This window comes from Cypionkella sp. (assembly GCF_028290025.1).
Classification (GTDB): domain Bacteria; phylum Pseudomonadota; class Alphaproteobacteria; order Rhodobacterales; family Rhodobacteraceae; genus Cypionkella.
Map to the genome: position 1 here is coordinate 1 of NZ_JAQGKQ010000095.1, position 26,976 is coordinate 26,976.

Below are 26,976 nucleotides of genomic sequence, written 5' to 3' on the forward strand. Positions count from 1 at the left end.
CCCTATTAGCGCCGGAGCTTTGCGATGATCCGTCTTGATATTTTCTCTGATCCGGTTTGCCCGTGGTGTCTGATCGGCAAAGCCCATCTCGACCGCGCTTTGGAGGCGCATGCCGACCATCCGTTTGTGATCGCCTGGCATCCGTTTCAGTTGAACCCCGATATGCCGCCTGAGGGCGTTGAAAAACGGGCGTATCTGGCGAAGCGTCTGGGTGGTGAGGCTAAGGTCGATGCCATCCATGATCGGCTGCGCCAGATTGCCAAGGAAGCCGGGGTGGCGATGGACCCCGACAAGCCCGAGATGCTGCCGAACACGATGAACGCGCATCGGATGATCCATTGGGCTGGGATTGAGGGCAAGCAGGCGGCGATGGTCTCGGCTTTGTTCCGGGCCTATTGGCGCGATGGTCGCGACATTGGCGACAGCGAGGAATTGTGTGATATTGCTGAGGAAATCGGCATGGACCCTGTGGCCGTGGCGCGTTTGCTGGCGACGGATGCTGATATCGACGATCTGCGCGCCCGCGACGTCGATGCGCGCAAAAAGGGTGTGACGGCGGTGCCGACCTTTCTGATTGCACAGCAATATGTCGTCTCTGGTGCGCAGCCTCCCGAGGTTTGGGCTCAGGTGATTGAGGAATTGGTGGCGAAGTCCACTGAGAGTAGCGAAGTAGAAAGTAAGTAAATGACCCCGACGAAACGGATATCACAGGGCGAGTTCATTGCCCTGACCGCCGCTTTATTTGCCATGGTGGCGATCTCAATCGACGCGATGCTGCCTGCGTTGCCGCAAATTGCCGGGGCTTTGTCGCCGGATGCACCCAATCGCGCGCAGTTGGTGATTACCAGTTTCGTGTTTGGCATGGGGCTGGGGACGCTGTTTGTCGGGCCGTTGTCGGATGCCTATGGCCGCAAGCCGGTGATTTATGCCGGGGCTGGCCTGTATGCGCTGACGGCTTTGGCCTGCTATTTCGCCAACTCGCTGGATACATTGCTGATCGCCCGCGTGCTGCAAGGCATGTCGGTGGCCGCGGCTCGGGTGGTGTCGATGGCGATCATGCGCGACCTGTTCAAGGGTCGCGAGATGGCCAAGATCATGAGTTTTGTGATGATGGTGTTCATCATGGTGCCCGCCGTGGCGCCGTTGATGGGGCAAGGCATCATCGCTTTGGCGGGCTGGCAGAGCATTTTTCTGGTTTATATCCTGATCGTCGCGGTGATCATGCTGTGGTTTGGCACCCGCCAGCATGAGACTTTGGCGGTTGAACACCGTCGCCCGCTGGATTTCTTTGTGCTGGTTGCGGCCACTAAGGAATTGTTTACCCACCGCATCGTGGTGATCTCTATCGCCGCACAAACGCTGACGATGGCGGCGTTGTTCGCCAGCCTGTCGTCGATGCAGGGCATATTTGAGCAACGCTTCGACCGCGCCGAAAGCTTCCCGTTGTGGTTTGCTTTCATCGCCTTGGGATCGGCTTCGGGCAGCATCATCAACTCGCGGGTGGTGATGAAAATCGGGATGCGTCCGGTTATTACGTTTGCCTATGCAAGTGTGTTGGCGCTGACTTTGGTGCTGTTGGTACTGATTGCAACCGGATTGATGCCGGAGCCGCTGGCGTTTCCGCTGCATATCATCTGGAGCATTGGGCTGTTTTCAATGATGTCGATGACGATGGGCAACCTGAACGCGCTGGCGATGGAGCCTGTCGGCCATATTGCGGGGTTGGCGGCGTCGGTGATGACGTCTGTGGCAACGGTGGCCTCGGTGATATTGGCGGTTCCGGTGGGGCAGATGTTCGACGGCACGGCTTTGCCGCTGATGGCCGGGGCTGCGGTGTTTATCGCCGGCGCGTTGGGGCTGATGCAACTGGTGCGGCGCTGATCTAAGACGCCGATCATATTGAGCGCGCCCTTGGTCCGGGCGCGCTTTTTCATGGTTGCTTCAGGCTTTAGCGTTCAGCCCTTTCGGCTTCACAACCTTCTCGGCCAGATCGCGGGCGATGTTGAACGCGCCCTTGATGCGGTCGGATTCGGACTTCATCTCACCCATCAGCACGATCTTGTTGCCGTTGATCTTCGCCGCCGGGCCTTGCGCCTTGATGAACTCCACCAGACCCGCCGGGTTTGCGAATTTGTCGTTGTGGAATTGCACGGTAGCGCCTTTGGTGCCTGCGTCGATGCGCGAAATGCCAGCCCGTTTGCACATCGACTTGATGCGGACGATCAGCATGAGGGTGTTCACTTCTTTCGGGATCGGGCCGAAGCGGTCGATCAACTCAGCCGCGAAACCTTCGAGTTCGACCTTGGTGGCAAGGCTGGACAGCCTGCGATACAGGCCCAATCGGATGTCGAGATCAGGAATGTAAGCCTCGGGGATCATCACTGGCACGCCAAGGTTGATCTGCGGCGACCATTGATCATCGAGCGCCGAAAGCCCCTGCAATTCGCCGGATTTGATCTTGGCGATCGTGTCTTCGAGCATCGCCTGATACAGCTCGTAGCCGACTTCCTTGATATGGCCGGACTGTTCTTCGCCAAGCAGATTGCCCGCGCCGCGCAGGTCGAGGTCGTGGCTCGCAAGGTTGAAACCCGCACCGAGGCTGTCGAGTGAGCCCATCAAGCGCAAGCGTTTCATCGCTTGCGGCGTCAGCGGCGCGCGGGGTTTTGTCGTTAAATAACAATAGGCCCGAGTCTTCGACCGCCCTACCCTGCCCCTGATCTGGTACAACTGTCCAAGACCAAACATATCGGCGCGGTGCACGATCATGGTGTTGGCGCTTGGGATATCCAGACCGGATTCGACGATGCTGGTGGCGATCAGCACGTCATATTTGCCATCGTAGAATTCGTTCATCCGCGCGTCCAGATCGCCCGCCGCAAGCTGGCCGTGAGCTACGACATAGCTGACCTCTGGCACCTGGGTTTTCAGGAAATCCTCAATCTCATGCAGGTCGGAGATGCGCGGGACGACGTAGAAACTCTGACCACCCCGGAAGCGTTCGCGCAGCAAGGCTTCACGTATGGTGATGGTGTCGAACTCGGAGATGTAGGTGCGGATCGCGAGTCGATCGACGGGCGGCGTCGCGATGATTGAGAGGTCTCGCACACCGGTGAGGCTGAGTTGCAGCGTGCGCGGGATTGGCGTGGCGGTCAGGGTCAGAACGTGAACCTCCGAGCGCATTTCCTTCAGGCGTTCCTTGTGGGTGACGCCGAAATGCTGCTCCTCGTCGATCACCAACAGGCCGAGATTTTTGAAACGGATGGCTTTGGCGAGCAAAGCGTGGGTGCCGATGACGATATCGACGCGGCCCTCAGCCATTTCGGTGCGGGTGATGTTGGCGTCTTTTGTGCTGACAAATCGGGAGAGCGGTTTGATGTTGATCGGGAAGCCGCGGAAGCGTTCGACAAAGCTGCGGTAGTGCTGGCGGGCGAGCAATGTCGTCGGGCAAATCACCGCAACTTGCATCCCCGAAAGTGCCGCCACGAACGCCGCGCGCATGGCAACCTCGGTTTTGCCGAAGCCCACATCGCCCACGACCAGCCGGTCCATCGGCGAGCCTTTTTCCAGATCGGCCACCACATCGTTAATGGCGGAAAGCTGGTCGTCGGTCTCGGTATAGGGGAAACGCGCGGCAAAAGCCTCCCATATCGAGTGCGGCGCTTCCAAGATCGGGGCGTGACGCAAGGCCCGTTCGGCGGCGATGCGCATAAGTTTATCGGCGATCTCGCGGATGCGTTGCTTGAGTTTGGCCTTCTTCGCCTGCCATGCGCCGCCGCCGAGACGGTCAAGCAGACCATCCTCGTGGCCATAGCGCGACAGCAGTTCGATATTCTCGACGGGGAGATAAAGCTTAGCGTTTTCAGCATATTCCAAGGCGACGCAAGCATGTGGGGCACCGAGGGCGGTGATGGTCTCGAGCCCCAGATAGCGGCCAACGCCGTGTTCGACATGCACGACCAGATCGCCGACGCTGAGGGTGTCAACTTCGCGCAGGAAGTTATCCGCCTTGCGCTTCTTGCGGGGTTTACTGACGAGACGGTCGCCCAACACGTCTTGTTCCGAGATTACCGCAAGGCCGGGGGCGGTAAAGCCCGCCTCGAGCGCCCAGATCATCAGATAGAGGCCACCGCGGCCTTCGGGCAGATCGCGGAAGTCTTTGATTTCGCGGGCACCCAGCAAGCCCTGATCGTCAAGCAGACCCTTTAGGCGTTCGCGCGCGCCATCGGACCAAGACGCAATGACCACCTGTGCATCCTGAGACAATACTTTAATATGCGCGGCCAGAGCACTGAAAAGGCTGATGTTTTCTTGCTGACGTTCGGGCGCAAAGCTGCGGCCAATCCGGCCTTGAGCATCGAGAACACCCGGCCCCGGCGCTTGCGGCAAAGGTGACAGTTGCACGACGCGGTGATCAGCTGTGGCTGCTTCCCACGCGGTATCGTCGAGATATAACAGGCCCGGGGCGACGGGTTTATAGACCGAATCCATCCGGCCCTTGGCGTTCATCGCCTCGTGGCGGGCATCGTATTGGTCGGCGATACCCTCCCACCGCGACAGGCGCGCAGGCGTGACTTGATCATCCAAAAGCACGGAAGCCTTTGGCAAGTAATCAAAAATCGTCTCAAGCCCCGCGTGGAAGAACGGCAGCCAATGCTCCATGCCCTGATGCTTGCGGCCAGCGGACAACGCCTCATACAACGGATCGTCGGAGCCGCCTGCACCGAACTCGACGCGGTAGTTCTGGCGGAAGCGCGCAATCGCGGCATCGTCCAAGATCACCTCGGACATCGGCGCGAACTCAACCGCTTTTAGCTTTTCGGTGGTGCGTTGGGTGACGGGATCAAAGCGGCGCGCGCCGTCGAGCACATCGCCAAAGAAATCCAAGCGCACCGGGCCGCCGTCGCCGGGCGGGAAAATATCGACAATGCCGCCGCGAATGGCGAAATCGCCCGGCTCGGCGACGGTAGAGACTGGCGAGAAGCCCATTCGGGCCAGAAAACCCTTGAGTTGCTGTTCATCGACGCGATCACCGACACGGGCCACAAAAGACGCGGTTTGCATCACGGCGCGGGCGGGCAGGCGCTGCATGGCGGCGTTTAGGGTAGTGAGCAGCACGAATGGCGCATTGAAACCTGACGCCAAGGCCGCCAAAGTTGACATACGGCGGGCGAGAATTTCGGGATTGGGCGAGATGCGATCGTAGGGCAGACAATCCCACGCGGGCAGATCGAGCACCACGGTTTCGGGTGCCGTTACGGCCAATGCCGCACGCATGGCCTCAAGTCGTTTGTCGTCGCGAGCGATGTGAATGACCGGCGCACCGCGCGCAAGTTCGCGGGCCAGCAGTTTGGCGTCATAGCCCTCGGGCGCGCCGCCTAGGATGATGCGATCTGCCGCCACGACTTACCCCAGCGCACCGGTGTAGAGATTGACATACATGCCGAACATAGAGGTGACAAATATCGACAAGACTCCAATGGCTTGCGTGGCGATCCTGTGACGGATCAGGCGACGGTGCAAGGCGTCACCTTGATGTTCGCCTGCCTTGATCAGACGCGATGTCCGCAGGGAAAGCAGCGACACGATAATCATTGGCACCAGCAGAAACAGCACGGCCTGAGCGAATTCGATCTTGTAATAGACCGCCAGAACCAGAAGGGTCGTGAGGATGAAGCCCAAGAACGCTACCAGCCAAACCCCGGCGGTTTGCGCGATATCGAGCATCCGGGCGGTGTTGATCCGCACCAAAACCTCTAGGTCGTCTTGCAATGCGCCGCCCTGACGCCGCGCACGGCTGATCAGATCGAACGGCACGCCCAGCACCCAATGGCTGGCCGACGACCACATCACCGCCAGCATGATCCAATACCAAAGATTTGAGAACGACCGCATGTCGATCAACTCAAACAGGACTTGATACAAATTCACCTCGGCCCCTTCCTGTCTTTGGCTTTGCATTGGCTTGCGGCCATGCTTTGCCCGCGCTCTAATGTCTGCTTGAGACGCCGCTCTTTCCATGTCAGGCAGAGCCAGCAACCGCAAGCCTTTTTGCCACTTAGGATACACCGATGCGCCCGATCTCTGCCCCGACCCCGCAGTCTCGTTTTCGCCGTTTGCGCGCAAGCCCCGCGCTGCGGAGCTTGGTTCAGGAAAATACCCTCACGGTCAGCGATTTGATCTGGCCGGTGTTCGTGCGGGACGGTGAGGGCGTCAGCGAGCCGGTGCTGTCGATGCCCGGCGTCAACCGATTGTCGGTGGATAACGTGGTTAAAGCGGCGCAGCAGGCGGCAGATTGGGGGATCCCTGCGATATGTTTGTTTCCCTATACCGACGCCAGCCTGAAAACCAAGGGCTGCGAAGAATCGTGGAACCCGGACAATCTGACCAATCGGGCGATCCGGGCGATCAAGGCGGCGGTGCCTCAGATCGCGGTGATGACCGATGTGGCGTTGGACCCGTATAACGCCGATGGCCATGACGGGCTGGTGCGCGATGGTATCATCTTGAACGACGAGTCCGTTCAAGCGTTGGTTAAGATGGCTTTGGTGCAGGCCGAGGCCGGCGCGGATATTCTGGGGCCATCAGACATGATGGATGGTCGCATTGGCGCAATGCGTAGCGCGTTGGAAGCGCATGGGCATAGCAACGTCGCGATCATGTCCTATTCGGCGAAGTATGCGAGCGCGTTTTACGGGCCGTTCCGCGATGCGGTGGGGGCTTCGGGCGCGCTGAAGGGCGACAAGAAAACCTACCAGATGAACCCGGCGAATGGCGATGAGGCGATGCGGTTGATCGAGCGCGACCTGCGTGAGGGCGCTGACATGGTGATGGTCAAGCCGGGGATGCCCTATCTCGACATTTGTCGTCGGGCGAAAGAGATGTTTGGCGCGCCGACCTTCGCTTATCAAGTCTCCGGCGAATACGCGATGATCATGGCCGCGGCAGCTAACGGCTGGATTGACGGAGACAAGGCGATGCTGGAAAGCCTGATGGCATTTAAGCGTGCAGGCTGCGATGGCGTGCTGACCTATTTCGCCCCTCGCGTGGCACAGTTGTTGGGCGGAGCGGCGCTTGCTTGAGCGGTGACAGATGACAACTGCCATAAACCGCGCTAAAGTTCGCGTAATGGGGTCAAAGAACCCCCTGTGAGGCATGAGGGCGGATATGACAGAATTTTCCAGACGCGGCTTTATGGCGCTTGGCGCTGTGGGTTTGGTTTCGGCCTGCCAAAACACTGTGATGGGCAATGGCGTTGGCTCGAACGGTGCGGCGCAAATTGATGCGCGGGTGCGTGAGACCCAGATGTACTTGTTCAACAACTTCCCCGGCACCAAGCAGTTGGCGAGCCGGGCCAGCGGTATATTGACGATGCCGTTGGTGACCGAGGCCGGGTTTGGCTTTGGCGGGGCTTACGGACGCGGCGTGTTGCAAATTGCCGGTACAACGGTGGACTATTACTCTGCGACCAAAGCCTCGATCGGCTTTCAGATCGGCGCGCAGCAATATGCGCATATGCTGTTTTTCACCACCGATGCGGCATTGCAGGATTTCCGGCGCTCGCCGGGTTGGGCCGCCAGTGCGGATATTCGCTATGCGACGCCAGACGAAGGCGGCTCGATTGGCAAAGAGACCACCGAGCTTGATCCAGTGATCGCTTTCGTGTTCGGCCAGCAAGGCTTGATGGCGGGGGCGACGCTTTCGGGCGTGAAATATACCCGGATCATCGTTTAGGCCGCCACGCGCGGGCAGCTTGCCCGTGCGTTTCAGATCAAAGGGTTAGCGGTTCCGGACATCGGCTCGTTAACCCTTTTATGCGTGGTGTTTTAGGCTTGCCTACTTCAGCCGCCGGATCAGGCTTGAGGTGTCGTTACGATTGCCGCCCATCCGTTGCACGTCTTTATAGAACTGATCGACTAAAGCGGTCACAGGCAAGCTTGCGCCGATCTGATCTGCCGCTTCGAGACAGATTTTCAGATCTTTGCGCATCCAATCCACCGCAAAACCGTGATCGAATTTGCCCTCAAGCATGGTTTTGTGACGGTTCGCCATCTGCCAGGATCCCGCAGCGCCTTGGCTGATCACCTCAACCACCGCAGCACCATCTAGGCCCGCTTTCTCGCCGAAAGCCAAAGCCTCTGCCAGACCCTGCACCAGCCCGGCGATGGCGATTTGGTTCATCATTTTTGCCAGTTGCCCTGCCCCACTGTCGCCCAAACGTCGGCAAATCCGGGCATAGGCTGCGATCACCGGCTCGGCTTTGTCGTAGTCGGCTTGCGCGCCGCCACACATCACCGACAGCGCACCGTTTTGCGCACCCGCTTGCCCGCCCGAAACCGGAGCATCAATGAAACCAAGACCTTGCGCCGTGGCAATCGCTGAGAGCTCTCGCGTGACCAAGGCTGAAACCGTGGTGTGATCGACGAAGATCGCGTGTTTCATGCCCGCGAATGCACCATCGTCACCAAGGCAGATCGAGCGCAGATCGTCGTCATTGCCGACGCAGGCCATCACAAATTCGGCACCCATCGCGGCCTCGCGCGGGGTCGGTGCCGAAGCGCCGCCATGTTGGGCGACCCAAGCCGCCGATTTGGCCGGATTGCGGTTATAAACAACCACCTGATGACCTTTGGCAGCCAAATGCCCCGCCATCGGATAGCCCATCACCCCAAGGCCGAGAAATGCCAGTTTCGCCATGATCTTTCGCCCCGCATTGCCCCTATTCTGGCTTTCGACTAGGAAGGCAACGAACCGCTGCCGTCAAGGGATCCGCCGATGTTGACTGCCTTTCGCTGGCTTATGCGCATCTTCACCGGGCTGATTGCTTTGGCGATTTTGGTAGGTTTTTTGGTCTATTATGTGCTGACCCGAAGCCTGCCCGACTATAATGAAGATTTCACCCTAAAGGGCATCACCGCCCCGGTTGAGATTGTGCGCAACAACAATGACGTGCCGCATATTTTCGGCAAGACCGAGGCAGATGTCTATTTCGCACTGGGGTTTGCCCATGCGCAAGATCGGCTTTGGCAGATGACCATGCTGCGGCGCACGGCCCAAGGTCGTCTGTCCGAGATTTTTGGCGCGCGCACGGTGAAGATCGACGAGTTGGTGCGGCGGCTGGATATTTATACGGCGGCGAAACAGTCGGTAAAGGTGCAGGACGAACGTACAACTTTAGCGCTTGAAGCCTATGCGGCGGGAGTTAACTCTTGGATATCGCAAGTTAATTCAGGTGCGCGTGGACGTGGCGCGCCAGAGTTTTTCTTCTTTTCCAATGAGATCGCTGCGTGGTCACCCGCGGACTCCCTGTCAATTCTAAAGCTGATGGCGCTGCAATTATCGTCGCATTTGGACGATGAAGTGCTGCGGGCGCAGATGTCGCTGGTGCTGCCAGCGGCGCGATTGTCGGATATTTTGCCGGATGATCCGGGGCAAGGTGTCGCCGCTCTGCCCGATTATGCCAGCCTGATGCCCGGTGCCTTTCCGGCGGCTTTTCCGGGTGCAAAGACTCAGATGGCCTATATTGATGCGCCGCTTTCGCCGTTCCACAGCCGCGATTTTGCCGGTGCCTCCAACGCTTGGGCGGCAATGCCGGGTAAGGCTGCGGCGGGCGGCAGTCTGCTTGCCAACGACCCGCATCTTGGGCTGACCGCGCCGTCGATTTGGTATCTGGCGCGGCTGCAACTGCCGACTGGCGGGGTGATTGGCGGCACGATTCCGGGGATGCCGCTGGTGCTGGTCGGGCGATCCGAGCGTTTGGGCTGGGGTCTGACCTCGTCTTATCTCGACGATCAGGACGTGATTATTGAGCGATTGAACCCGGCCAATGCGCAGGAATATCTCACGCCCGAGGGGCCTAAAAAGTTCACCTCACGGCAGACAATTTTGAACATCAAGGGCGAAGATCCGGTGACGTTGACGCTGCGTTGGTCGGAAGCGGGGCCGATTTTGCCGGGCACGCATTATGATTTGGCCTCTATCACCCCTGCCGGGTCGGTGGCGGCGCTGGAATGGACGGCGCTTTCGGGGGCGGACACGTCGATGACGGCGGCGATGCAGTTGATGTCGGCGGGCTCGGTTGATGAGGCGATCGAGGCGGGCAAGCTGTTTGTAGCCCCCTCGCAAAATCTGATGCTGGCGGATGCCAACGGCATTGCGCTGCAAACCATCGGCGCGATGCCCGCGCGCGATCCTGACAACGCGACGCAAGGCCGGATGCCGGCGCCTGGTTGGCAAGGCAAGAACCGTTGGACGGGCATGTTGCCCTACGAGGATAATCCGAGATTCGTGAACCCCACCAGTGGCTTGCTGGGCAATACCAACAATAAAACCATTGATCGCCCCTTCCCGCTGCATGTCAGTTTTGAATGGGGTGATACCCAGCGGATTCAGCGGTGGCTGGCGCTGATGAAGACCCGTGAGGTGCATACTCGCGACAGCTTTATCGAGGCGCAGCTTGATACCGTAAGCCCCACCGCGCGCAATCTGCTGCCGCTGATCGGCGCGGATTTATGGTTTACCGGTGAGGCAGCCCCCGAAGGCACGCCAGAGCGTTTACGGCAGAAGGCGCTGGATTTGATGGCAAAATGGAACGGTGAGATGAACGAACATCTACCCGAACCGCTGATTGCCGAGGCTTGGCTGCGCGCGCTGCAAGACCGTTTGACCCGCGATGAAATCGGCCCGCTCGCCGATCAATTCACCCACCCCGAGCCGGTGTTTATCGAACGGGTGTATCGCAACGTCGGCGGCGCTTCGGTGTGGTGCGATGTGGTGCAATCGGCTGCGGTTGAGACCTGTAGTGAGATAGCGCGGATGGCTCTGGATCAAGCTTTACTAGAGTTATCGGAGACTTACGGCCCGAACCTCGAAAGCTGGCGCTGGGGTGACGCGCATCAAGCGACCCATGATCACCCGGTTTTGGGCGAGGTTCCGGTGCTGCGTTACTTCGTCAATATCCGGCAATCGACCAGCGGAGGCGACACAACTTTACTGCGCGGCCGCACCAAAGGCACCGGGCCGAACCCCTACTTGAACGTTCATGCCGGCGGTTACCGCGGGGTCTACGACTTCGCTGACCCAGATTCGTCGGTGTTTATTCAGGCCACCGGGCAATCGGGGCATCCGCTGTCGCGGTTCTACGATGATTTGTCGGAGTTGTGGCGCCGCGGCGAGTATATACCGATGTCACTCGACCCGGAATTGGCCCGGGCGGGCGCGGTAGGCGTGACACATCTAACGCCGGAAGCGGTGCAGTAACAATGAGTTGAGGGGCTAAGTTAAGGTGTCAGCTGAACTCTCGGTAGCGACCCTGTTGTCTTGCAGTCCACAGCACAGTGATGCGCCACCCTGCTTCGTCCTGGGTTTCGTCTTGCACGATACCCTCGCCATGCAACCATGAGCGGCGTTTGCCCTCGGAAAACTTCAACTCTAACACGCTAGTGGTTTTTTCCTCATCGAACGCGGTTGATATCGCATGCAGAAGCGCTGCAATGCCTTCGCCGGTTAACGCTGATACCGGAAAAACTCCGGCGCGGTTGGTAGCTTGCACCTCCAGTGCTTCACGCTGGTTGGCATCAACGAGGTCGAGTTTGTTCCACACCTCAAACATCGGCACAGCTTTATTAACGCCAAGCGAGGTTAATATATCGGCAACATCGGCCGCCTGTTCAGCGGATTCCGGATGGCTGATATCGCGGACATGCAGGATCAGATCGGCTTCGAGCACCTCTTCCAACGTGGCGCGGAAAGCCGCAACCAATTGCGTCGGCAGCTCAGATATGAAGCCGACGGTGTCAGAGGCGATCACTTTGCGCCCCAAGCCGCCATCCAGCGCTGGCAACGTAACGCCGCGCATTGTGGGGTCTAGCGTTGCGAACAACATGTCCTTTGCCATCACATCGGCGCCGGTCATTTGGTTAAAGAGCGTCGATTTTCCAGCATTGGTGTAGCCGACCAAAGCCACCAGCGGGAACGGCACCTTACGGCGCGAGGCGCGGTGCAATTCGCGGGTCTTCGCCACCCGGTCAAGCTGGCGTTTGAGGCGAATGACCTGATCGTCAATCGCGCGACGGTCAGACTCGATCTGCGTCTCACCCGGCCCGCCGACAAAACCGAAACCGCCACGCTGACGCTCAAGGTGAGTCCATGCCCGCACCAGTCTTGTACGTTGGTACGACAGCGCAGCAAGTTCCACTTGCAGCACGCCTTCCCGGGTGCGAGCGCGGTCCGCGAAGATTTCAAGGATTAGACCTGTGCGGTCTAACAGCTTGACGCCCCACTCTTTTTCGAGATTGCGCTGCTGCACAGGCGTTACAGGACCATCGACCAGCACCAGATCAATTTCCAAACCATTCATCGTGGCCTTGAGTTCTTCGACCTTGCCCGAACCGAACAAAGTACCGGGCTGAACCCGCGGCAGTCGAACGACTTCCGCGCCCAAGACCTGCAACCCCGGCAGTGCGGCCGCCAAGCTCACGGCCTCTGCGAGCCCATGTTCCGGCAAACGACGCGACTTGACCGACTTTAAATCGGGGTGCAAAACATAAGCGCGTGTCGGTGCCGCCGCCGTCTCATGGGCGTCGATCCTGCCATTTTCAAATGGCCAATCATCGTCTTCTGGAAGATCAGAAATCAGTCTTCACCTTCATAAAGGTTAACAGGGCCACCCGGCATGATCGTTGAGATCGCGTGTTTATACACCAGTTGCGACTGACCGTCACGGCGCAAAAGCACGCAGAAGTTGTCAAACCATGTGATCACGCCTTGCAATTTCACGCCGTTAATCAAAAAAATCGTCACGGGAACTTTGGATTTCCGAACGTGATTGAGAAACGCATCTTGCAAATTCTGTTTGTCTGCGGCCATTTTTTCTTATCCTTATCGCCAGTCGCATCGAAAAGCGCGCCTTAGAACGCCTTGGTGATGAAGTATGTCTCGCAAAGTCGCCATATTCCAGCGGAAAACGCGCGAATCGCGGCCTTCGTTCCCGATTTGGATTCTTTGTGCAACAGTGCGGCTACGCGTCGTCATCCTCATCGCCGCGCCCACCGGATTTACTGGTGGTGACCACGCCAAGCGATTTCAGCTTGCGATGCAACGCCGACCGCTCCATGCCAACGAAACCAGCGGTGCGACTGATGTTGCCGCCAAACCGGTTAATTTGGGTCAAAAGATATTCGCGCTCAAACACTTCACGCGCTTCGCGCAACGGCAACGTTGCCATAGCGCCCCCCAGCACCATACGGCCGCCGGTATCGGTCGGCGTCTCTTGCCCCGGCAATTCGCGCGCTTCGATCGGACCCGAACCATCGCCAAGGATCAGCACGCGCTCGATCACGTTGCGCAACTGCCGGATGTTGCCCGGCCACTGCATGGTTTGCAGCATGGCTTCGGCTTCCTCGGTCAATTTGCGCAGCGGAAGCCCCTGCGTTCGGTGGAACATCTCGACGAAAGTCGTTGTTAACTCTGGAATATCTTCGCGGCGCTCTGCCAAAGATGGCACAGCGATTGGCACAACATTCAAGCGATCATAGAGTTCTTGCCGGAAGCGACCCGCGGCGATTTCGGTGCGCAAATCACGGCTGGTTGAGGAAATTACCCGCAAATCAACCCGCACTTTATCAGCGCCACCGACACGGGTGAATTGCTGATCGGTGAGCACGCGCAGGATTTTCGATTGCGTGCCGAGCGGCATTTCGGCCACTTCGTCAAAGTAAACCACGCCGCCATGGCCCTGTTCTAACAGTCCTTTTTCGACACCCCGGTCAGCGGTTTCCCGACCAAACAGCACGTCCTCCATCCGGTCGGCGTCAATCGTCGCGGAAGATACCGAGATGAACGGCGCCGAGGCACGGTTGGAATTGGAGTGGATGAAGCGCGCGGCCATCTCTTTGCCCGACCCCGCAGGGCCTGCGAGCATCACACGTCCATTGGACTTGGTTACCTTTTCCAGCTGTGATTTCAATGTTCTAAACGACGGACTTGATCCAATCATCTCAGACGCGCTGACATCGCGACGGCGCAGATCGGCGTTTTCCCGGCGCAGGCGCGAGGTCTCCATCGCGCGTGAAACCACAACCATCAACTGATCAATGTTGAAGGGTTTTTCAATAAAATCATAAGCGCCCTGTTTAATCGCAGCGACAGCGATCTCAATGTTGCCGTGCCCCGAGATAATGACGATCGGAATATCCGGGTTGTCGCGCTTGACGGTTTTGAGAATGTCGATGCCGTCCATCCGACTGTCTTTCAGCCAGATGTCGAGGATCATCAGACTGGGTGCCTCGGCATTGATTTCGGTCATGCAATCGTCGGAATTTGCTGCAAGACGAATGGTATAGCCCTCGTCCTTCAGAATATCGCCGATCAGTTCACGGATGTCTTTTTCGTCATCAACGATCAGAATATTGCTCATTATCCCCCCTGGCCGGTTGTGGCCATGTTGCGTTGCCCCCGTTTGCGCGGCGCTCGTGGCAGACGGATCACTGCCATAGCCCCGGCGTGGGCGTTGTTTTCAAAGACGGGCGCATCTTCTAAAGTCAGCGTACCGCCATGTTCTTCAATGATTTTCTTCACGATGGGCAGGCCGAGGCCAGTGCCCTTCTCGCGGGTGGTGACGTAGGGTTCAAACAGCCGCGCACGGTCGGGCGGCAGGCCCGTGCCGTTATCCATGATCCGGATCACGGCTTCGGTGTCATCGGCGGTCAGGCTGACACGAATTTCTGGCTTATGGTCTTCTGGTTGTGTCTTTTCGTGCAAGGTTTCAATGGCTTCTCCTGCGTTCTTAATGAGGTTGGTCAGCGCTTGTCCGATCATCGTGCCGTCGAGTTCCATCATTAACGGACCCTGCACCAGATCCCTTCGGAAGGTGACATCGGGCTGGCCGTTTTCCTGCAACATCACTGCGGCGCGCAGCAAAGCCGTCAGATCAGTCTCACGTCGGTCAGGCTCTGGCATCCGGGCAAACTTGGAAAACTCGTCAACAATGCGGCGCAAGTCATTGGTTTGGCGCACAATTACTTCGGTATACTGATCGAGATCTTCGGGGTTTTGCACCTGAGAGCGAAACTTTCGTTTGATACGTTCGGCGGAAAGTTGGATTGGCGTCAACGGATTCTTAATCTCATGTGCGATACGGCGCGCGACGTCGCCCCAAGCGGCCATGCGCTGCGCCGAGACAAGCTCGGTCACGTCGTCAAAGGCGACAACGAAGCCCTCTAACCTGCCGGAATCGCTGCGGCGCACCGACATGCGGACCAGCAAGCTTTCCAGTTTACCCTTGCGGGTGAGACGGACCTCCTCTTGCACAGCCGAGCCGCCAACATGGCGCAGACGGTCAAAAAGTGCCGCAAATTCCGGCACAGCGGCGGCAAGCGGGATCGCAGCGGCACCATCGGTAAGTTCCAATAGACGCTCGGCAGCGCGATTGGCAAAGTCGATCTGACCCTCGGCGTCCAGACCGATAACGCCAGCGGTGACGTTAGAGAGCACAGAATCGAACAAGCGGCGGCGTTGCTCGGTTTGGCGGTGACCCAGCAAAAGTGCTTCGCGTTGCCCTTTAAGTTGATGGGTCATCTGGTTGAAAACACGGGACAAAGTGGCGATCTCGTCATCGCCGTCTTCCTCGATCACCTGCACGTCAAGGTCGCCCTGACTGACGCGGCCCACGGCATAGGCCAAGCGGCCAACCGGACGGCTGAGACGTTCGGCGAACCATAAGCCAAGCCAGACCGCCGCCAGCACGAGGATCAGCGCAAACCCAATGTAGAGCAGGCCGAAGTTGAACAGCATGGTGCCACGGTCGGACTCAAGCTGTTGATAAAGCCGCACATTTTCTTTGGTCTCATCCAGCAGCGACAGAATACCGCCATCAACCTTGCGCGAAACGTAAAGATAGCGGTCGGCAAAGGCATCGAGATGCACCAACGCGCGGAATTCGTCGTTGTTCCAATCTTGAATCACCACCACCTCGCCCTCTTTAGCGCGGGCGAGTTCTTCAGGCTTTGGCGGTTCAAAATCGAACAGATATGAACGCTCACCACGGGTCTTCAGAGTGGCAGCGCCGTCGATCAGGAACACCTCTTTCATGCCGCGTTGAATGGCGGCCTGACCTTGTGTCAAGATCGGCCGCACCTGATCGTCTTTGAGGAAGAAAGTCTTTTGTTTGGCTAGGTTAAGGAAGGCAGCTAAGGCAGAAGAATCGTCTTTTAGTGCTTTGGTTTGTTCATCCTCATAGGCTTGGGCAGCGGTCAGCGAAGCTGAGACGACGTTACGAACGCGCTCGGAAAACCAGCCTTCCAACCCTAGATTAACCGTTAAAACCGCGAAAACCGCGACCAGAATCGTCGGCACCAAGGCCACGAAGGTGAACACTCCGGTCAGGCGCAGATGCAGTGCCGAGCCTGCGGACTGGGAGCGGCGGTCGGCGATCATCCGCATCACGCGGGCAAGCACCAGACTGGCGACCAGCAGAACATAGATCAGATCGGCGAGCAGAATCAGCCGCAATATCGGCGATGAAGCTTCAAGGCTGAGCGGTCGCAGCGCCAGAAACGTCGCCACCGCCAGCATGGGGCCGAGAAACACTAAGCCGAAAGTGAGGCCGTTTTGCACACGCCGCATCCGGCGCAGGCGCGCCAGTTTTGCCCATGTCAGACTGCGGTGAGCGCCTTGCACGTATCCCCCAAACTCGCGGGAGTGTCGCCCCCGCCACAGCCTTGTGCTTTACGCGCCACGTCACGCGCAAAGCATTTAGCCTGTGGCGGTTTTACATCAGCTTACGCCGCCGTGTCACGCGGATATCGAGGTCTGTGATCTTCTTACGCAAGGTATTGCGATTGATGCCCAGCAGATCAGCACATTTGGCTTGATTACCGCCCGTGGCATCAAGGGCGATTTCGATCAAAGGGATCTCCATCTCACGCAAAATTCGGTCGTAGACGCCTGAAGGCGGAAGTTGGCCGCCATGCAGGTCGAAATAGCGCTGTAAATGTCGCGCCACGGAGGCGGAAAGTTTCTCTCCATCCATGCCGCCTGCCCGGCTGATTTGCACGGGTTGGGTGGCCCCCAAGGCTTGCTCGATTTCGGCTTTGGAGATTTCCGGCTCGGTCGCGGTGACAAGCAGGCGTTTTAACAGGTTTTCCAATTGGCGGACGTTGCCGGGCCATGGATAGGCGCGCACGATAGCCATCGCCTCGGGCGAAAGACGACGTTGCAGGCCCATGTCACGCTCACCGCGGGCCAGGAAATGCTCGGCCAGCAGCGGGATGTCTTCAACGCGTTCGCGCAACGGCGGCACTTGCAGGGTGACGCCGCCAAGACGATAGAACAGGTCTTTGCGGAAAACCCCGGCCTCCATTTTCTGGCCAAGATCGGCTTGTGAGGTTGCCATGATGCGCGGGGCGTGGTCGCCCATCACGTCAAGCATCCGCACCAGACGGGCTTGCGCGTCTTCGTCGAAATCGGAAACCTCATCCAGCACGAGACTGCCGCCTTTCGAGCGGGCCAGCAGCGTTGCAATGCCATCGACGCCGGAAAGATCAGTGGCTTGCGCGGTGATGAAGGGTTGGCTGCGGCGGTCGGAAAAGTCGTGAACGGCACGCGCGATCAGCGATTTGCCGGTGCCCGACTCGCCGGAAATCAGCACTGGCAAGTCAGCGTTCATCACCCGGGCGACGAGGCGATACAAAGCCTGCATCGAGGGCGTGCGGCCCACCAAAGGCAGATCGTCGCCCATTTCGCGTGGCGTCATGCTCGGTTTCGGGGCGTGGCGTTTCAGGTCCAGCGCACGGGCCGAGCGTTTCATCAGGTCGGGCAGATCAAACGGTTTTGGCAAATAGTCGAACGCTTCGGCCTCAGCGGCTTGGATCGCCGTCATAATGGTGTTTTGCGCCGAAATCACGATCACCGGCAGGCCGGGACGCAGTTGCGCGATGCGCGGCAGGGCCTCTAGACCATTGCCGTCAGGCATGATCACGTCTGAAATCACCAGATCGCCTTTGCCTTCCTCGACCCAGCGCATCAGCGTCATCAGGCTGGAGGTCGCATGCACTTTACACCCGGCGCGGGTCAGCGCTTGGGTCAAAACGGTGCGGATGGTGCGGTCGTCATCGGCGACAAGAATGGTGCCATCCATTTAGTGGGACTCCTCGGGTAGCTCACGGGGCGCGAGCGGTAGGGAAATTCGAAAAACTGTGCGACCGGGGGCGGAATCAACCGAAATCCAGCCCTCATGGTCGGAGATAATTTTGGAAACCAGTGCGAGACCAAGGCCGGTGCCGTTTTCACGGCCCGAGACAAAGGGCTCAAATATATCGCTGGCGATACCGGGTGGGATGCCCGGGCCGTTGTCGATGATCTCTATTTGCAGCGGCAGAGTGGAGCCGGAACCGTCTTTGCGACGACGGCGCAGCGAGTGGTCGTAGAACGTATGTAGCCTGATGTTTCCGCCTTTAGAACCAGCCGCTTCCGAGGCGTTCTTCAACAAGTTTAAGAAGACTTGCATCAGCTGATCATTGTCGGCGAAAGTTGCGGGCAAGGACGGATCGTAGTCTTCGGTGATGGTCATATGCGCGCCGAAACCGACCAAAGCTGATCTGCGGGCGCGGTCCAACGCATCATGGATATTCACGGCGCGCCGGGCTGGCGGGCGCAGGTTGCCGAATTGCTCAACCTGTTCCAGCAGTTTGACGATGCGGCGGGTTTCCTCGACGATCAGATCGGTGAGCTCCAGATCTTCGGGGCCAAGCCCCATTGCCAGCAGTTGTGCGGCACCAGAAATGCCTGCGAGCGGGTTTTTAATCTCATGCGCCAGCATTTCGGCCATGCCGATGGCGGATTTCGCGGCAGAAGTCACCTGCATCGAGCGGCCCAAGCGTTCGGCGATTTCTCGCGGCGAAATCAGTAGCAACACGTTGCCCGGGCTGTCTTGCAGCGGTGCTATTTGCAGAGCGCATTGCACCGGGGCACGCTCGCCTGTGGTGACGTAAGCCTCGGCGATGAACAAAGGCGATTCGTGGGCGTGGACGCGGGCGAGCGCATCTTCCATCGGCGCGTCGATGCTGAGGCGATCCAACAAGGGTTGGCCGACGAGGCTTTTGGCGGAAGCGTTCAGGAAGGTTTCCGCCGGGGGATTTACGTCGAGGATCAACCGGGTCGGACCGATCAGCAGCGCGGGAAGCGGCAGCGAGGCCCACAGGGCGTTGCCGTTGAAATCGGTCATGCGGCGACCTCATGGGCTGCGCTGAAGCTGTCGCGGATCAGGGCGCGGACGGTTGCGGGCGTGGTGGCGGTGAGGATGGCGTCGCGGTTCGTGGTGATTTTGGCGACCTCCAGATACCAGCCAAGATGTTTGCGGGCGACGCGGATGCCGAGTTCTTGGCCATAGAAAGCGAGCATGTGATCGTAATGCTCGATCACCATATCGGCGAGCGCATCGCCTTCGGGGATTTGCGGCGCACTGGTGGCGTAAAGTGCGTGGGCGATTTCAGCGAGACGCCACGGCGCACCTTGGGCACCGCGACCGACCATCACGCCATCGGCTTGCGACAGCGTCAGGGCTTGGCGGGCGGTGGCGATGTCGATGATATCACCGTTGGCAATCACCGGCACTGACACCGCCGATTTGACAGCGGCGATGGCGGCCCAATCGGCGTGACCCTTGTAGAATTGACAGCGGGTGCGACCGTGGATGGTGATCATCTGCACCCCCGCGCCTTCTGCGGATTTGGCGATTTGCGGCGCGTTGAGGCTGTTATCGTCCCAGCCAAGGCGGGTTTTCAGGGTGACTGGCACTGTCACGGCATTCACCACTGACTCGATCAGCGCGAGGGCGAGTTCAGGTTCCTTCAGCAACGCCGAGCCACAAGCGCCGTTGCCGCCCGAAGCCGTCACACGTTTGGCGGGGCAGCCCATGTTGATGTCGATCACCTTAGCGCCTTGGGCCTCGACATAGCGGGCGGCCTCGGCCATCCAATAGGGGTCGCGGCCTGCCAGTTGCACCGAGGTCGCTGCCTCGGCAAACCCCAGTTCCGCCCTGGCCCGTGCGAGGGGTTGCGCCTTCATCACCTCTTCCGACGCGATCATTTCCGACACCACAAGGCCCGCACCAAAGCGTGCGACCATCCGCCGAAACGGCAGATCGGTGATGCCCGCCATCGGGGCGAGAATCACCGGGGGATGCAGAGAGATTGCGCCTAAAGATAGGGACATTGCGGCTCCTTTGGATTGAACATGCGCTTGGGTTGTGGGATCGCCAAGGGCTGGTCGTGCGCTTTATGCCCTATTTCTAAGCAATGCACAATTATTGGGCGGTAGTGCTGCATTTCGCGACCATAGAAGCATCGGTTTGGGGCAGATTGTCAGGCGGGGCGGCCTTGGTTAGATAAGTGCAAAAGGAAACAGCATGACGACAGCCGCAATTATCACCGCTGCCGGACGCGGCCTGCGCGCCGGGGGCGGAGTGCCGAAGCAATGGCAGCTGTTGGCCGGGCGGGCGGTGGTGGCACATGCGTTGGCGGCGTTTGACGGCATGTTGCGGGTGCTGGTGGTGCATCCCGAGGATCGCGATCTGGCCGAGGCGTTGGGGCTGGATGTGGTGATCGTCGAGGGTGGGGCGTCACGGACGCAGTCGGTGCGGGCGGCGTTGGAGGCTTTGGCGGGGCGAGGGGTTTCGCGCGTGTTGATCCATGATGGCGCGCGGCCTTTGGTATCTGCGTCGGTGATTGGCCGCGTAATCGGGGCGCTCGATCAGGCGGATGGGGCGGCTCCGGCTTTGGCTGTGACGGATGCGTTGTGGCGGGGCGATGCTGGGCTGGTGGTCGGCGTGCAGGCGCGTGATGGGTTGTATCGGGCGCAGACGCCGCAGGGGTTTCGGTTCGACAGCATACTTGCGGCGCATCGGGCTTATGCCGGGGATGCGGCCGATGATGTGGCGGTGGCGCGGGCGTTTGGCTTGGACGTCGCTATCGTGGCAGGTGACGAGGATAATCTGAAACTGACCTTTCCGGGCGATTTTGCATCGGCTGAGGCGATCTTAAAGGGGCGGCAGATGGATCTGCGGGTGGGCAACGGCTTTGATGTGCATGGGTTTTGTGACGGTGATGGGGTGTGGCTGTGTGGGGTGAAGGTTCCGCATAGCCGCGCGTTGCTCGGTCATTCTGACGCCGACGTGGGGATGCACGCCTTGAGCGATGCGATCTATGGCGCGCTCGCCGAGGGCGATATTGGCCGACATTTCCCGCCGTCTGATCCGCAATGGAAAGGGGCTGAGAGCAAGATTTTCCTCGCCCATGCGATGCGATTGGCGCGGGCGAAGGGCTTTGCATTGGCGAATTGCGATGTGACGTTGATTTGTGAGCGGCCCAAAGTCGGACCCCATGCCGAGACGATGCGTGAGGCTTTAGCCGTGATTATGGAGGTCGCGGTGGAGCGGATTTCGGTGAAGGCGACCACCTCGGAACGCTTGGGGTTTACCGGCCGTGAGGAAGGTATTGCCGCAATGGCGACGTGCGCTTTGGTGCGGGGATGAGGGTTTCTCGGGTTCTGGCGATCTGGTTTGGCGCGGGGCTGCTGCGGCCTGCTCCGGGCACTTGGGGGTCACTCGTGGCGGTCATTATGGCGCTGCTGATCGACCGTTATCTGGGGTTTCCGGCGCTGTTGGTGGCGACGATTGCGGTGACGGCGTTGGGGTTTTGGGCGATTGGGGTGGAGTTGCGCGACACCCCAAGCCTCGATCCGTCCGAGTTCGTGATTGATGAAGTGGCGGGCCAGTGGATTGCGCTGCTGTTTTCGTCAGCGGCGTTCTGGGGACGCGGGCATGAGGGGTTTTTACCCTACCCTGCCCCGATTGCGGCGTTTTTGTTCTTTCGTCTGTTTGACATCTGGAAGCCTTGGATCATTGGCCGGGCTGATCGCCGCCACGATCCAGCAGGGGTGATGCTTGACGATCTGTTGGCGGGGTTGTTTGCTGGCATTGCGACTATTCTCGCGGCTGCGGCGTATCATATCCCGCTGATCTTGATGAGGTGAACCATGACGGCAGAGCTTTTGCGGCTTGCGCGCTACTGGGGCTATCGGATCGCTTGCGCCGAAAGTTGCACTGGCGGCATGGTGGCCGCGGCTTTGACTGATCTGCCGGGATCGTCTGATATGTTTGAGCGCGGCTTTGTGACCTACTCCAATCAGGCGAAGATCGAAATGCTGGGGGTGTCTCTGGTGACACTGGCAGAGTTTGGCGCGGTGTCGGAGCCGGTGGCGTCAGAGATGGCCGAGGGGGCTTTGGCGCATTCAGAGGCCGATCTGGCGGTATCGACCACCGGGATTGCCGGGCCGGGTGGATCAGAGTTCAAGCCCGAAGGCCGGGTGTGCTTTGCGCTGGCGATGAAGCACAAGCCGACGCTGGTTGAGACCGTGGAGTTTGGCGCGTTGGGGCGGGAGAAGGTGCGGATCGCGGCGCGCGATCATGCGCTCGCGCTGCTGCTGCGGGCGATGCAGTAGCTTCGATTTGGGTCGTTTCGCTTGGTGAGCGACCGGGCGGCAAGGACGCCTTGAGACGACCAATGCCAATTTGCCGGCTCGCGTCTGGCCTTACGGGTGGGCCGCGAAAAAGCGCAGCACTTCGGTATTGGCCGAGATGTCCTTGTTGCTGTTTTTTCTCGGCAGACCGGGCCAGACATGACCGCCGCCCTCAATCTGCAACAAACGCACCTGCACGCCCGCCGCATTGCTATAATCAGACTGCAGCACGCGCATCCCATCACTGGCGGGGTCAATCACGGTGTCCGTCTTGGTCAGTGTACCAAACGCCGTCACAATCGCAGCAACCTGATCTGGGATCGCTGCGAAATTGGCGTTTTTCACTTTGGTCTTGGCGCCCCGCCCGCCATCATACGGCACGCGCTGATCGGCGGTGCCGTGGATGATCAGCATTGGCACCGGGTTGACGGGGGTGCGCTTAAGATCAATCGTGCCCGATACCCCGGCGACAGCTTTCACAGCGCCCGCCCGCTGCATCGCATAAGCCTCGGCCATCATCGCGCCATTTGACATGCCAGTAAGATAAACCCGGGATGGATTGAGGCTAAACCGCTGACTTGCATCGGTTATCACCTGATCGAGAAAGCCAATGTCGTCGGGTCTGTTTTTGCTCGCAGCGCCGCCATTCCACATCGTCAGGTTTTTTGGCTGCGTCGCAGCGGGATAGATCACCGCATAGCCTTGCGCCAAAGCAGGCACTGAAAACTCGGTCATCTCGGCAAACTGCGCCGGATTGCCGCCGCCGCCATGTAGCACGAGGATCATAGCGCCGGTCGGATGATCGGGTAGGTCGATTAGATAATGCCGCGCGCCAAGGCTGATATCCTGCGGTGCGGCGTCAAGGGGCGAGGCGAGGGCCAACAGGACCAGCAGCCCTCGCAGCATACTCATGCCACACCATAAAGTTTAGCCGCACGCACTTCAAAGGCGCGCACGACGCGGGTCATTGCCTCGTTGAAGACAAGACCGATGATGCCAGCGAGTATGGCGTTGCGAAACTCAAAATCGACGGTGAACGAGACTTCGCAGCCTTGCGGTGTGTCGCGAAAGCTCCACACGGATTTCAGGTGTCTGAAGGGGCCGTCGATATATTCGGTGAGGATCTTGTTCTCGGCGGGCAGCAGGGTGACGCGACTGCCGAATTTCTCGCGGAAGACCTTGAAGCTGATCACCAGATCGGCCTCCATCACCTCACCGCCGCCTGCAATCGGGCTGCGCGAGCGGATGCGGGCTGCGGCGGTCCAAGGTAGGAACTCCGGGTAACGGGCAACGTCGGCAACCAAGTCGTACATTTGTACGGCTTTATACGGCAGCTGCTTGGACTCATGGTGATGCGGCATTGCAACCTATCGCGTGACTTGGCTTATGGTATTGGGTAGAAAAATCCCGGAAATCAAGAGGTCCCTATGCCGCAACGCGCTTATGTCATCGACCAGTTGATCTCGGCCAAGGCGATTGCCGCCCGGGTGGAGACTTTGGCCCGCGAAATTACCGCGCATTACAAAGGCTGCGACAAACTGATCGTGGTTGGGCTGTTGCGGGGATCGTTCGTGTTCATCGCTGACCTCGTGCGCGAGATTGATCTGCCGGTGCAGGTCGACTTTATGGAAGCCTCGTCTTATGGCGATGCGATGCATTCAAGCCGCGAGGTGCGTATTTTAAAAGATTTGCGCGGTGAAATTGCCGGGCAAGATGTGCTGGTGGTCGAGGATATTGTCGATACCGGCTATACTTTGCAGCATGTGAAAAGTCTGCTGTTGTCGCGCAAACCGCATCGGCTGGAGGTATGCGCGTTGCTTGACAAACCGACCCGACGCGAGGTGGATATTAAGGCGACATGGACCGGCTTTGATATCCCCGATGAGTTTGTTGTCGGATATGGCATTGATTTTGCGCAACGCGACCGTAATCTGCCGTATATTGGCAAGGTAAGGTTTACTGATCAATGAATCCGATCTGGCTGATGCGAATGGCGCGTTGGGCACGGCATCCGCCTTCGCCCGGGCGCGTTAAACTGGTGCTGGGTGTGGTTGTTGTGTGCCTTGTTTTGTTCGGAATTGAGCATTTCTGGGGCTGGCCAGATTGGCTTGCCGTGAACGGGCAAATCAAGCTGCGTTAACGTGACGGAAATGCTTTAAAGTTAAAATATATGTTACAAAACTGTTTAAAAAGGATAACAGACTCTCGGTTGGTGGGGTTTTAAGCCAAACTATCAGATACAAATAACCAAAGGTTGCTGCCATGTCTCGCTTGCTTACAGCGTTGTTCGGGATCGTGTTATTGGGTATCGCCGGATTTATCCTGCTTTCGGCACCGCGCACCGTCAATGCTGCGGCCTATAGCGGGCTTGCGGGTGATGCGGCCAAGGGCGAGCTGGTATTCTGGGCTGCGGGTTGCGCCTCGTGCCACGCGGCGGCGGATGCCACGGGTGCGGATGAGCTGGTGCTGGCGGGCGGGCAGCAGTTCCCTTCGGCGTTTGGCACGTTTGTGGCCCCTAATATCTCACCCGATCCGATGCAGGGTATTGGCGGCTGGACGCTGGTAGAGTTTGCCAATGCGGTAACCCAAGGCGTGGGCAAAGACGGCGAGCATCTTTACCCTGCCCTGCCCTACAACGCCTATAATAAAATGGTGCCGCAGGATGTCGCCGACCTGAAAGCCTTTATGGATGGTTTGCCTGCCTCGGCCGAACCCAGCAAGCCGCATCAGGTTGGCTTTCCCTTCAATATCCGCCGCAGTTTGGGCGTCTGGAAGCTGATGTTTGAAAAGACCGATTGGGTGATAGCGGGTGATCTGACGCCCGAGCAAACCCGGGGCCGCTATATTGCCGAAGCGATGGCGCATTGCGGCGAATGTCACACGCCGCGCAATGCTTTGGGTGGGCTGCAACGCGCGGCTTGGCTGTCGGGTGCGCCAAATCCGGATCGCAAGGGCCGCACCCCGAATATCACTCCTGCCAAGCTGACGTGGAGCAAGGCGGATGTGGTGGAATATCTGACCTCGGGCTTTACACCAGAGTTCGACTCGGTCGGTGGTCATATGGCGCATGTTGTTGAAAACATGGCGCGTCTGCCCGAGTCCGATCGGCAAGCGGTGGCAGCCTATTTGCAACTGGTCCCTGCGGTGGAGTAAGCCATGATCCTGATCGGCCAATATGACAGCCCGTTTGTGCGTCGCGTTGGTATTGCGCTGACGCTTTATGACATGGAGTTTGAACATCGCCCGTGGTCGAGCTTTGGCGATGCGGATCGCTTGCGCGACTATAATCCGCTGACCCGGGTGCCGACGTTGGTGCTCGACGGTGCTACGGAGCAAGACCGGGATTTTGTGCTGATCGACAGCCATATGATACTGGATTATCTTGACAGTTTGGTCGATCAACCAATGTTTCCGCGCACCGAGCCCGAACGGCATAAGGTGCTGAAAGTGGCGGCGCTGGCCTGCGGTTTGGCGGATAAAGCCGTCAGCCTATTTTATGAACGCGCCATGCATGAGGTGATCTCGGACAGCTTTGACGCTCGCTGCACCACGCAGATCAACGCCGTTCTGGTGGCGCTGGAGGATGATCTGGCACCGCGCGCCGGCCCCTATTGGTTTGGCGCGCTCAGCCACGCCGATATCGCCGCCACCTGCGCCTTGCGCTTTGTGATCGAGGCGCATCCCGGCCTGATCACCGCCGCAGATTATCCTGCGCTGCATCGGTTGACCTCGGAGTTGGAGGCGACGCAGGCGTTCCAGACGATCTATCAGCAGTTTCTGCCGCCTGCATAATCCATTGGCTTAAGCCTTTGGTCTAAACAGCAAATGGCCGTAAACTAATTGTGTATTTCAAGCATTTAAGCCCTAAGCATAGTCCCCGCCCCTTGCGTGAAGGCTGCGTCTGCGCAAGCGTGCTTGCACCCCGGCAGCGTAACGCTCCGGCCAGCCCGCGCCCAGCTTGGCGCTTTGCAAGCGGAGTAGTTTATGAAGAAACGTCTTATTGCCTTTACCACCATGGCAGCGCTGACGGCGTTTGGCGTTTATGCGCAAGATGCCGAAGATCCGTTTGCCGATGCGGTGGAAACCCGGCACGGGCTGATGCTGCAAATGGCCAGCGATCTCGGCACATTGGGCGGCATGGCCAAGGGCGAAGTGGCCTATGACAAAGCCGCGGCAACCAAAGCAGCGGCGAATGTGGCGGCAATCGCCTCGGTGATCTCAATGGCGCAGTTTCCGGCGGGGTCTGAGAATGGCAAGTCCGCTGACAGCTATGCGCTGGCGGATATCTGGGCCAAGCCGGATGACTTTATGGCTAAGATCACCGATCTGAACAATGCCGCCGCAATGATGCAGACGGCAGCTGCGACGGATGCCAACGCGATCAAGGCCAGCATGGCACAACTGGGCGGCGCTTGTTCGGCCTGCCACAAAGCCTATCGTCAACCTGAAAGCTAAGCTTGGGGC

General features: G+C 58.9%; 24 protein-coding genes. 12 read left to right on the plus strand and 12 right to left on the minus strand.

Going from position 1 to position 26,976, the window contains the following annotated elements; genetic code table 11:
• The first annotated feature begins 24 nt into the window (after positions 1–24).
• Both JWS10_RS17040 and JWS10_RS17045 read left to right on the plus strand, forming a co-directional pair.
• On the plus strand, positions 25–684 hold the full coding sequence (locus JWS10_RS17040) for a DsbA family oxidoreductase (RefSeq protein WP_299509014.1): 660 nt from the start codon (positions 25–27) through the stop codon (positions 682–684).
• Entirely contained in the window at positions 685–1,881 is a 1,197-nt protein-coding gene (locus JWS10_RS17045; RefSeq protein ID WP_299509015.1) for a multidrug effflux MFS transporter, read from the plus strand.
• Between the two features lie 60 nt (positions 1,882–1,941).
• Here JWS10_RS17045 and mfd read toward each other — a convergent pair whose 3' ends face one another.
• Together mfd and JWS10_RS17055 are read right to left on the minus strand one after the other, a co-directional pair.
• Positions 1,942–5,400, minus strand: a complete 3,459-nt coding sequence (mfd, locus tag JWS10_RS17050) for a transcription-repair coupling factor (RefSeq protein ID WP_299509016.1) — start codon at positions 5,398–5,400, stop codon at positions 1,942–1,944.
• Positions 5,401–5,403: 3 nt separating this feature from the next.
• Complete coding sequence (locus JWS10_RS17055) at positions 5,404–5,928, minus strand: component of SufBCD complex (protein ID WP_299509017.1); 525 nt, start codon at positions 5,926–5,928, stop codon at positions 5,404–5,406.
• A 140-nt stretch (positions 5,929–6,068) separates the two neighbouring features.
• Between JWS10_RS17055 and hemB the strand changes: the two genes are divergently transcribed.
• Positions 6,069–7,079: a porphobilinogen synthase gene (gene hemB / locus JWS10_RS17060; RefSeq protein WP_299509018.1), complete on the plus strand. Its 1,011-nt coding sequence runs from the start codon at positions 6,069–6,071 to the stop codon at positions 7,077–7,079.
• Between the two features lie 85 nt (positions 7,080–7,164).
• Complete coding sequence (locus JWS10_RS17065) at positions 7,165–7,731, plus strand: YSC84-related protein (protein WP_299509019.1); 567 nt, start codon at positions 7,165–7,167, stop codon at positions 7,729–7,731.
• A gap of 102 nt (positions 7,732–7,833) precedes the next feature.
• Here JWS10_RS17065 and JWS10_RS17070 read toward each other — a convergent pair whose 3' ends face one another.
• Complete coding sequence (locus JWS10_RS17070; protein WP_299509020.1) at positions 7,834–8,694, minus strand: NAD(P)-dependent oxidoreductase; 861 nt, start codon at positions 8,692–8,694, stop codon at positions 7,834–7,836.
• Positions 8,695–8,772: 78 nt separating this feature from the next.
• Here JWS10_RS17070 and JWS10_RS17075 point away from each other — a divergent pair, with 78 nt between their 5' ends.
• Positions 8,773–11,256, plus strand: a complete 2,484-nt coding sequence (locus tag JWS10_RS17075; RefSeq protein WP_299509021.1) for a penicillin acylase family protein — start codon at positions 8,773–8,775, stop codon at positions 11,254–11,256.
• Between the two features lie 28 nt (positions 11,257–11,284).
• Here the strand turns inward: JWS10_RS17075 and hflX are convergent, their stop codons facing one another.
• The 7 genes from hflX to dusB form a co-directional block, all read right to left on the minus strand.
• Positions 11,285–12,583: a GTPase HflX gene (hflX, locus tag JWS10_RS17080; RefSeq protein WP_299509061.1), complete on the minus strand. Its 1,299-nt coding sequence runs from the start codon at positions 12,581–12,583 to the stop codon at positions 11,285–11,287.
• Positions 12,584–12,630: 47 nt separating this feature from the next.
• Complete coding sequence (gene hfq / locus JWS10_RS17085) at positions 12,631–12,864, minus strand: RNA chaperone Hfq (RefSeq protein WP_054006118.1); 234 nt, start codon at positions 12,862–12,864, stop codon at positions 12,631–12,633.
• 151 nt (positions 12,865–13,015) lie between these two features.
• On the minus strand, positions 13,016–14,413 hold the full coding sequence (locus JWS10_RS17090; RefSeq protein ID WP_299477458.1) for a sigma-54 dependent transcriptional regulator: 1,398 nt from the start codon (positions 14,411–14,413) through the stop codon (positions 13,016–13,018).
• Complete coding sequence (locus JWS10_RS17095) at positions 14,413–16,674, minus strand: PAS domain-containing sensor histidine kinase (RefSeq protein ID WP_366943552.1); 2,262 nt, start codon at positions 16,672–16,674, stop codon at positions 14,413–14,415. Before JWS10_RS17095 ends, JWS10_RS17090 begins: the two co-directional genes overlap by 1 nt.
• A gap of 91 nt (positions 16,675–16,765) precedes the next feature.
• The gene (locus JWS10_RS17100) at positions 16,766–18,133 is read right to left on the minus strand and encodes a response regulator (RefSeq protein WP_299509022.1); all 1,368 of its coding nucleotides are present in this window, start codon (positions 18,131–18,133) and stop codon (positions 16,766–16,768) included.
• Positions 18,134–19,219: an ATP-binding protein gene (locus tag JWS10_RS17105; protein ID WP_299509023.1), complete on the minus strand. Its 1,086-nt coding sequence runs from the start codon at positions 19,217–19,219 to the stop codon at positions 18,134–18,136.
• On the minus strand, positions 19,216–20,208 hold the full coding sequence (gene dusB / locus JWS10_RS17110; protein WP_299509024.1) for a tRNA dihydrouridine synthase DusB: 993 nt from the start codon (positions 20,206–20,208) through the stop codon (positions 19,216–19,218). The genes JWS10_RS17105 and dusB overlap by 4 nt, the downstream gene beginning before the upstream one ends.
• Positions 20,209–20,401: 193 nt before the next feature.
• Between dusB and JWS10_RS17115 the strand changes: the two genes are divergently transcribed.
• Genes JWS10_RS17115 through JWS10_RS17125 form a run of 3 tightly spaced genes read left to right on the plus strand, consistent with a single transcriptional unit; the run spans position 20,402 to position 22,494 of the window.
• A complete protein-coding gene (locus JWS10_RS17115) occupies positions 20,402–21,526 on the plus strand; it encodes a bifunctional 2-C-methyl-D-erythritol 4-phosphate cytidylyltransferase/2-C-methyl-D-erythritol 2,4-cyclodiphosphate synthase (RefSeq protein WP_299509025.1) in 1,125 nt (374 codons plus the stop codon).
• Positions 21,523–22,026 carry a phosphatidylglycerophosphatase A gene (locus JWS10_RS17120; protein WP_299509026.1) on the plus strand — a complete coding sequence of 168 codons (504 nt, stop codon included), beginning with the start codon at positions 21,523–21,525 and terminating at the stop codon, positions 22,024–22,026. The genes JWS10_RS17115 and JWS10_RS17120 overlap by 4 nt, the downstream gene beginning before the upstream one ends.
• A 3-nt stretch (positions 22,027–22,029) precedes the next feature.
• Complete coding sequence (locus tag JWS10_RS17125) at positions 22,030–22,494, plus strand: CinA family protein (RefSeq protein ID WP_299509027.1); 465 nt, start codon at positions 22,030–22,032, stop codon at positions 22,492–22,494.
• A gap of 90 nt (positions 22,495–22,584) precedes the next feature.
• On the opposite strand, the gene JWS10_RS17130 is transcribed toward JWS10_RS17125, so the two are convergent.
• Both JWS10_RS17130 and JWS10_RS17135 read right to left on the minus strand, forming a co-directional pair.
• A complete protein-coding gene (locus JWS10_RS17130; protein ID WP_299509028.1) occupies positions 22,585–23,424 on the minus strand; it encodes a PHB depolymerase family esterase in 840 nt (279 codons plus the stop codon).
• Positions 23,421–23,873 (minus strand): type II toxin-antitoxin system RatA family toxin, encoded by a 453-nt coding sequence (locus JWS10_RS17135; protein WP_299509029.1) that lies wholly within the window; start codon positions 23,871–23,873, stop codon positions 23,421–23,423. The genes JWS10_RS17130 and JWS10_RS17135 overlap by 4 nt, the downstream gene beginning before the upstream one ends.
• Positions 23,874–23,939: 66 nt before the next feature.
• Between JWS10_RS17135 and hpt the strand changes: the two genes are divergently transcribed.
• The 4 genes from hpt to JWS10_RS17155 all read left to right on the plus strand — a co-directional run bounded on the left by hpt (position 23,940) and on the right by JWS10_RS17155 (position 26,967).
• Positions 23,940–24,482, plus strand: coding sequence for a hypoxanthine phosphoribosyltransferase (hpt, locus tag JWS10_RS17140; protein WP_299509030.1), 543 nt, complete (start codon positions 23,940–23,942; stop codon positions 24,480–24,482).
• 292 nt (positions 24,483–24,774) lie between these two features.
• Entirely contained in the window at positions 24,775–25,665 is an 891-nt protein-coding gene (locus JWS10_RS17145; RefSeq protein ID WP_299509031.1) for a cytochrome c, read from the plus strand.
• Between the two features lie 3 nt (positions 25,666–25,668).
• Positions 25,669–26,304: a glutathione S-transferase N-terminal domain-containing protein gene (locus tag JWS10_RS17150; RefSeq protein ID WP_299509032.1), complete on the plus strand. Its 636-nt coding sequence runs from the start codon at positions 25,669–25,671 to the stop codon at positions 26,302–26,304.
• A 192-nt stretch (positions 26,305–26,496) separates the two neighbouring features.
• The gene (locus JWS10_RS17155; RefSeq protein ID WP_299509033.1) at positions 26,497–26,967 is read left to right on the plus strand and encodes a cytochrome c; all 471 of its coding nucleotides are present in this window, start codon (positions 26,497–26,499) and stop codon (positions 26,965–26,967) included.
• Positions 26,968–26,976: the final 9 nt, after the last annotated feature.

Coding starts and splice junctions, on each gene's coding strand:
- JWS10_RS17040 (WP_299509014.1), top strand. CDS start 25: ATGATCCGTCTTGATATTTTCTCTGATCCGGTTTGCCCGTGGTGTCTG.
- JWS10_RS17045 (WP_299509015.1), top strand. CDS start 685: ATGACCCCGACGAAACGGATATCACAGGGCGAGTTCATTGCCCTGACC.
- hemB (WP_299509018.1), top strand. CDS start 6,069: ATGCGCCCGATCTCTGCCCCGACCCCGCAGTCTCGTTTTCGCCGTTTG.
- JWS10_RS17065 (WP_299509019.1), top strand. CDS start 7,165: ATGACAGAATTTTCCAGACGCGGCTTTATGGCGCTTGGCGCTGTGGGT.
- JWS10_RS17070 (WP_299509020.1), bottom strand. CDS start 8,694: ATGGCGAAACTGGCATTTCTCGGCCTTGGGGTGATGGGCTATCCGATG.
- JWS10_RS17075 (WP_299509021.1), top strand. CDS start 8,773: ATGTTGACTGCCTTTCGCTGGCTTATGCGCATCTTCACCGGGCTGATT.
- hfq (WP_054006118.1), bottom strand. CDS start 12,864: ATGGCCGCAGACAAACAGAATTTGCAAGATGCGTTTCTCAATCACGTT.
- JWS10_RS17090 (WP_299477458.1), bottom strand. CDS start 14,413: ATGAGCAATATTCTGATCGTTGATGACGAAAAAGACATCCGTGAACTG.
- JWS10_RS17100 (WP_299509022.1), bottom strand. CDS start 18,133: ATGGATGGCACCATTCTTGTCGCCGATGACGACCGCACCATCCGCACC.
- JWS10_RS17105 (WP_299509023.1), bottom strand. CDS start 19,219: ATGACCGATTTCAACGGCAACGCCCTGTGGGCCTCGCTGCCGCTTCCC.
- dusB (WP_299509024.1), bottom strand. CDS start 20,208: ATGTCCCTATCTTTAGGCGCAATCTCTCTGCATCCCCCGGTGATTCTC.
- JWS10_RS17115 (WP_299509025.1), top strand. CDS start 20,402: ATGACGACAGCCGCAATTATCACCGCTGCCGGACGCGGCCTGCGCGCC.
- JWS10_RS17120 (WP_299509026.1), top strand. CDS start 21,523: ATGAGGGTTTCTCGGGTTCTGGCGATCTGGTTTGGCGCGGGGCTGCTG.
- JWS10_RS17125 (WP_299509027.1), top strand. CDS start 22,030: ATGACGGCAGAGCTTTTGCGGCTTGCGCGCTACTGGGGCTATCGGATC.
- JWS10_RS17130 (WP_299509028.1), bottom strand. CDS start 23,424: ATGAGTATGCTGCGAGGGCTGCTGGTCCTGTTGGCCCTCGCCTCGCCC.
- JWS10_RS17135 (WP_299509029.1), bottom strand. CDS start 23,873: ATGCCGCATCACCATGAGTCCAAGCAGCTGCCGTATAAAGCCGTACAA.
- hpt (WP_299509030.1), top strand. CDS start 23,940: ATGCCGCAACGCGCTTATGTCATCGACCAGTTGATCTCGGCCAAGGCG.
- JWS10_RS17145 (WP_299509031.1), top strand. CDS start 24,775: ATGTCTCGCTTGCTTACAGCGTTGTTCGGGATCGTGTTATTGGGTATC.
- JWS10_RS17150 (WP_299509032.1), top strand. CDS start 25,669: ATGATCCTGATCGGCCAATATGACAGCCCGTTTGTGCGTCGCGTTGGT.
- JWS10_RS17155 (WP_299509033.1), top strand. CDS start 26,497: ATGAAGAAACGTCTTATTGCCTTTACCACCATGGCAGCGCTGACGGCG.